This is a genomic window from Curtobacterium sp. B8 (assembly GCF_000333315.1).
GTDB classification, from domain to species: Bacteria; Actinomycetota; Actinomycetes; order Actinomycetales; family Microbacteriaceae; genus Curtobacterium; species Curtobacterium luteum.
Genome location: NZ_BACW01000613.1, coordinates 1 through 5,833 on the forward strand (window position 1 = coordinate 1; position 5,833 = coordinate 5,833).

Annotated in this window: 5 protein-coding genes and 1 pseudogene; 2 read left to right on the top strand and 4 right to left on the bottom strand. The window is 74.3% G+C overall.

Annotated elements, in window-relative coordinates:
* Positions 1–34 precede the first annotated feature (34 nt).
* Complete coding sequence (locus I59_RS16585; RefSeq protein ID WP_148286289.1) at positions 35–1,495, bottom strand: hypothetical protein; 1,461 nt, start codon at positions 1,493–1,495, stop codon at positions 35–37.
* A 114-nt stretch (positions 1,496–1,609) separates the two neighbouring features.
* On the opposite strand from I59_RS16585, the gene I59_RS16595 reads away from it, so the two are divergent.
* Entirely contained in the window at positions 1,610–3,193 is a 1,584-nt protein-coding gene (locus tag I59_RS16595; RefSeq protein ID WP_022904835.1) for a Na+/H+ antiporter, read from the top strand.
* A complete protein-coding gene (locus I59_RS16600) occupies positions 3,190–3,942 on the top strand; it encodes an ABC transporter permease (protein ID WP_022904836.1) in 753 nt (250 codons plus the stop codon). The genes I59_RS16595 and I59_RS16600 overlap by 4 nt, the downstream gene beginning before the upstream one ends.
* A gap of 164 nt (positions 3,943–4,106) precedes the next feature.
* On the opposite strand, the gene I59_RS16605 is transcribed toward I59_RS16600, so the two are convergent.
* The 3 genes and pseudogenes from I59_RS16605 to I59_RS16615 form a co-directional block, all read right to left on the bottom strand.
* Positions 4,107–4,862, bottom strand: a complete 756-nt coding sequence (locus I59_RS16605; protein ID WP_022904837.1) for an FAD:protein FMN transferase — start codon at positions 4,860–4,862, stop codon at positions 4,107–4,109.
* Entirely contained in the window at positions 4,859–5,437 is a 579-nt protein-coding gene (locus I59_RS16610) for an FMN-binding protein (protein WP_022904838.1), read from the bottom strand. The genes I59_RS16605 and I59_RS16610 overlap by 4 nt, the downstream gene beginning before the upstream one ends.
* Positions 5,437–5,833, bottom strand: a pseudogene (locus I59_RS16615) (oxidoreductase); the annotation flags it as partial. The gene I59_RS16610 and the pseudogene I59_RS16615, both read right to left, overlap by 1 nt.

Consider the following 5,833-nt stretch of genomic DNA (forward strand, 5'->3'; position numbering starts at 1 on the left):
TCCCGTCCGTCGATCCCGTCCGGTGCCGGTCCGCTCAGATGTCGAGGACGCCGTCGACCGCGTCACGTCGCGGCGGGATGTGTCCGGTTGTGACGTCCTCGTCGAGGTACACCCCGACGTACCCGTGGCCGACGGGTCGACCCGTGTCGTCGAACACTCGGAAGCGGCGACGGAGCCGGAGGAACGGGACCGCCGTGTGCTCGAAGGACACCACCACCGCGGTGTCGGGGAACGTTCCTTCGACCTCGACGTGCACGTCGCGGTAGTCACTCCGCATCCGACGCACACCGTCGACGCCGCGCGTCCAGGTGATCGCGGGGGCGTCGAGGTGCGTGAGCTGCTCGACGAGCCGGGCGACGCTGTGCTCCCGTCTGACCGTGTCCCGGTCCCACAGCGGCCACCGGCTGCCGTCGATGCCTTCGAGGTCGAGCCGTTCGACCCACGGCGCCCGACGTGCCTCGCGCTCCTCGATCGACCGCTCCCACTCGAGGTCGGCGGCGTCGTCCTCCGCGGCGTCCTCCAGCGGCGACGAGTCGAGTGTGTCGGTGTCCACCGAGGCCGGGAGACCGGCGGACACGTCCACCACGACCTCCCGGGGTCGGTAGACGACGTCGCGGCCACCGTCCTCCGCAGGAACGAGGTCCGGACCGGTCCGGTGGAACCGCAGGGTCATCGTGTCGCCCTCCACCGAGACCCGCTCCACGAGGTGGTCGACCCGGATGGTCGTGCGCGTGCCGTCGGGCGCGATGCGTTCGACGTCCGTCGGCGGGGTCGGCGACGGCGGGCCGGGGTCGTCCGAGCCGTCGGCATCGGTCTCGTCCTCCACGGGTCCGTCGGAGTCGCCGGCCCAGTCGGCGAACCCGATGGTCCACTGGTACTTCGTGGCCACCGTCGTGTCGGGGTCGTCGGAGCCGTCGAAGTCCCGCTCGGCATCGGCCGCCGGTCCACCGTCGTCCTCGGAGTCCTCGGAGTCCTCGGAGTCCTCGGAGTCCTCGGGCTCTGTCCACGTCTCGGGGTCCGGCCAGAACGGCTCGACCTCAGCCCACGGGGGGTCGGCCGCGGCGAAGGACGCCGGAACGTCTTCGTCGAAGGGGCCGTCCTCGGTCCTCACGGCCATCCACTCCGACGCGTCGCGAGGATCCGCGAGCCACAGGCCGCCGCTGTCCGCGCCGACCACACGCCGGTCGCCGAGGTCGACGGCCGCCCCGACGCGGTCCGGGTCGAGGTGCACCGCGGTGCGAGACCCACCGTCGATGCCGTCGGAGGAGTACACGACCCAGATGCCCTCGGTGGTGGGCCAGGCCGCGGCCTCCTCGACGGCACGCTCCGGCAACGGCGCAGACGGCCACGTCAACCACCGCACCACGGCGCCGTCCTCGATCACCGCCGCCACCGGACGGTGCAGGTCGGGGACCACCAGGCGGTTCCCGACCTCGACGACGTCGAGCGGGAGGAGATGGTCAGCATCGTCGGCGCGGTCGGTTCGAGCGGTCACGCGGCCGACGCTACCGTGGCCTGGCGTGCTCGGCTCGTGCGCTGAGCGCGGACACCGCGACGCGATCAGCGCGGACCGCGTTGACTGGGGTGTCGGCCTGACGAGGAGGAATGCGTGCTCGGACCCGAACTGGTGGTCGTGCTCGGCCTCGCCATCGCGGTGACGGCCGGCATCGCCGACCGCATCCGGGTCGCACCGCCGGTGTTGCTGCTGGTGTTCGGCGCCGGGCTCGCGCTCGTCCCGCAGTTCTCCGACGTGCAGCTGCCCGCCGACGCCGTCCTGCTCCTCTTCCTGCCGGCGCTGCTCTACTGGGAGAGCCTGACGACGTCGCTGCGGGAGATCCGGAAGAACCTCCGCGGCATCGTCCTCATGGGCACGTTGCTCGTCGTCCTGACCGCGGGCGCCGTGGCTGCGCTGCTCCACCTGCTCGGGCTCCCGTGGGGGCCGGCGTGGGTGCTCGGCGCCGCCGTCGCCCCGACGGACGCGACCGCCGTGGGGGCGCTCACGCGGATGCTCCCCCGTCGCAACGTCACCGTGCTCCGAGCGGAGAGCCTCGTGAACGACGGCACGACCCTCGTCGTGTACGGCATCGCCGTCGCGGTGACCGTCGGCACGCAGCAGCTCACGGTCTGGGGCGTCTCGGGCATGCTCCTCCTGTCGTACGTCGGCGGGGTCGCGGCCGGCCTCGCAGCGGCCTGGGTCGGCACCCTCGTCCTCCGCCGCGTCGAGTCGGTGGTGCTCCAGAACCTGGTGACCCTGCTCGTCCCGTTCGTCGCCTTCCTCGGCGCGGAGGCGGTCGACGCGTCCGGGGTGCTCGCGGTCGTCACCGCCGGGATCGTCGTGAGCCAGGTCGCGCCGAAGCTCGACCGCGCCGAGACACGGCAGCAGGTGCGCGCGTTCTGGTCCTTCCTGACGTACCTGCTCAACGGCGCCCTCTTCGTGCTCGTCGGCATCGAGGCGATGATCGCCGCGCGGGCCCTCGACCCGACCGAACTGCTCCGCGCGGGCGGACTGATCGCCGCGGTGGCCGTGTTGCTCGTCGTGGTGCGGTTCGCGTTCCTCAACGCCGCCGGGGGCACGATCTGGCTCGTCACCCGGCGCACCGGCGGCCGACCGCGGGAGGGCCACCGCGACCGACTGGTCAGCGGCTTCGCCGGCTTCCGCGGCGCGGTCTCGCTCGCGATGGCGGTCGCCGTCCCGCGCACCCTCGAGTCCGGCGCAGCGTTCCCGGACCGCGACCTCATCGTCTTCGTCACCGCGGGTGTCGTCGTGCTCACGATCGTCGGACAGGCGCTCGTGCTGCCCGCGGTGCTCCGCCGTGCGGCGCTCCCCGAGGACGAGTCGGTCGGCGAGGAGCGCCGGTACGCCGAGCGGACCGCGATCGAGGAGGCCCTCGACGCACTCCCCCGCCTCGCCCGCACGGCCGGCGCCGACCGTGCCACCGTCGACCGCGTGCGCAAGGACTACGAGGCACACCTCGACGTGATCCAGGCCCGGGAGGAAGCCGAGGACGACGACCACCCGGCCCTGCAGCGACACGACGCCGCGGTCGCCCTGGAGCTCGCCCTCGTCCAGCACAAGGCCGCGACGCTCCTCCGGCTCCGCGACGCCGAGGAGATCGACGACCTCGTCCTCCGCCAGGTGCGCGCCGGCTACGACGCCGAGGAGGCCCGGCTCGAGGGGGCGACGCCGCCGTGACCCTCGACGTCGACGTGCTGCTCAGGACGCTCCTCGGCGTCGCGGTGCTCGTCGCCCTGGCCACCGCCGTGCTCCTGCTCGCCCGGGCCCCGTCGCCGTGGGCGCCCGCGCTGGCCGTCCTCCGCGGCACCCTCCAGCTCGCGGTGCTCAGCGTCGTCCTGACCGGGGTGATCCGGGATCCGGCGTGGATCGCGGTCGCGCTCGTCGTCATGTTCGGCGTCGCGACCACGACCGCGGCACGGCGACTCGGCACGCTGCGCGACCGGCTGCTGCCCGTGGCCGTGTCGATGGCGATCGGCATCGGCGCCGCGCTCACGGTCGTCTTCGTGACCGGCGCCATCGAGTTCACCCCGCGGTACGTCCTCGCCATCGGCGGCATCGTGGTCGGCAACGCGATGACGAGCGCCACGCTCTCCGGCCGGCGCTTCGTGGAGCTCGTCGACGACCGCTGGGACGACGTCGAGGGCTGGCTCGCCCTCGGGGCCACGCCCCGCCGGTCGACGGCCACCCTCGTCCGCCGGGCCGTCCACGCCGCGATGGTCCCGAGCACGGACCAGACCCGCACCACCGGGCTCGTGACCCTGCCCGGCGCCTTCGTCGGCGCGGTGTTCGGCGGGGTGTCGCCGATCGAGGCCGGACGGTTCCAGGTCGTCGTGCTGGCGGCGATCATCGCCGCGGGCGCACTCGTCGCCGTCACGCTGACGCACCTGCTCGCGCCGGTGCGGACGCGGCCCGTCACGTCGCGCTGACACCGTCGCGCTCCCCGCCGCGCTGACGCACCGGCCTGGAGGCAGCGGGTCGCGTCGTGCCTCGCCCGTAGCCCTGACAGCGTGGCGCTGCCAGCGGCGCGCGTCCCCGTCGCGCACCGGCCGTGGCGGCGGCGAGCCGCCCCTCCAGGCCGCTGCCGACCGCGTCAGGGACCGGTCGCGCCCGCCGGCTCGACCACGGACCGGGCCCCCGGGGTCGCCCAGACCGTGCCGTCGACCCCGAACGCGAGGACGTCGACCGAGCCGTCGGCGGTGAGCGCGCGGAGGTCGTCCGCGTCCCCCGCGACCACCGCGGTGGCCAGGACGTCCGCGGTCACGATGTCGTCCGCGATCACGGTGGCCTGCACGAACGCGGGCGTCGAGCGGCGCCAGATGTGCTCACCCCGCTCGGCCGTCCCGGAGGTGGCCACGGCGCGTCGGGTGCCCTCGAGGCGGGCGACCCCGACGACCGTGTCCCGGCGTGCCGGGTCCACGACGCCGACGCTCCAGGGCTCGGGAGGTCCGTCCGGTCCGACGAGCCGCCCGCGGGCGAGGACGTCGCCGCCCGCCGCGATCAGCCAGTCGGACGACCCACGGTCGAGGACCGCCCCGGCCTCCTGGATCGCGAGCGCCTTCACGACGCCGGACAGGTCGACGACGCCGTCGGGCCGGTGCGGGGTGAACGCGCCGCCCGTCCGGTCACGCCACTCGAGCGCGAGGGCGTACACGTCCCGCACCTCCTGCGGGGCGTCGGCGAGTCGGAGCGACCCGGCCGCCACACGGCTGAGGACGGACGCCGGGTCGTACAGGCTGTAGCGGTGGTCGTGGCCGGCGAAGACCGCACGGACCGCGGAGGCGGCCTCGGGGGTCGCGCCCCGGAGGCTCACCACGGTGCCCATGGTCTCGAACGTCTGGACGCTCACGAGCCCGCCTGGTCGAGCGCGGACTGCAGCGAAGTGGTGTACCCCTCGCTGGTGAAGGTGGCGCCGCTGACGGCCTGGATCTGCGCCGACTGCGCCTGGAGTGCCTCCTGCCGGAGGATCGGCGCCGCCTGCTGGCTGATCATGACGGACCGGCCGTCGCTGTTCGTCAGCTGCAGGGCCGTGACGTCGGTGAGCTTGCCGCCGGCCACGGTGACCTGCACCTGGACGGGCCCGTACTGGGTCTGGACGGTCTGCCCCGTGTAGGTGCCGTCCTTGACGGCACCGGACGCGGACCCGGACGCGGACCCGGAAGCGGAGCTGCCGGTGCTGCTACCGGCCCCGCCGCTGCTGCTGCTTCCGCCGCTGCCGCTCGTACCGCTGCCGCCGGTGGCCGCAGCGCTGCCGCTGCCGGCGCTGCCGCCGGCCGTGCTGCCGCTGTCCGCGCTGCTGGTGCCACCCGACGTCGCCGCCTGGGACCGGGACACCGTCGCGGCAGGCTGCCCGCCGAGCTGCCAGCCGATGACCAGGACCGCCGCCGACGACACGATGCCGCCGGCGATCACCCGAGCGCGCATCACTCGAACCGTTCCTGGTGGATCTGGTGTTCGGGGACACCGGCGAGCCGCGCCTCCCGGACGACCAGGTCGGACCACACCCGCGGTCCGCACACGTACAGGTCGGACTCGAGCAGCCGCGGGAACACCGACCGGAGCGTGACCCCGCGGCGGACGTCCTCCTCGGTCATCCAGCTCTCCCGCGAGTGCGCGCGGTGCCCGACCATGGCGAAGAGCGTGCTGCCGGTCGCGTTCGCGAGGGCGACGGTCTCGTCCCAGAGGTACTGCTGGTCGGCGTCGGTCCCGCGCAGCAGGACGGTGGCCTCGCCCGGGCGCAGGTCGGTGTCCTCGAGGAGGGCGCGGACCCGCGTGATGCCCATCCCGACGCGACGAGGGCGAGGTACGGCGCGGTGCGGG

Bases quoted from the DNA above. Each gene is read 5' to 3' on its own strand.
- I59_RS16610 (WP_022904838.1), bottom strand. From the start codon at position 5,437: ATGCGCGCTCGGGTGATCGCCGGCGGCATCGTGTCGTCGGCGGCGGTC.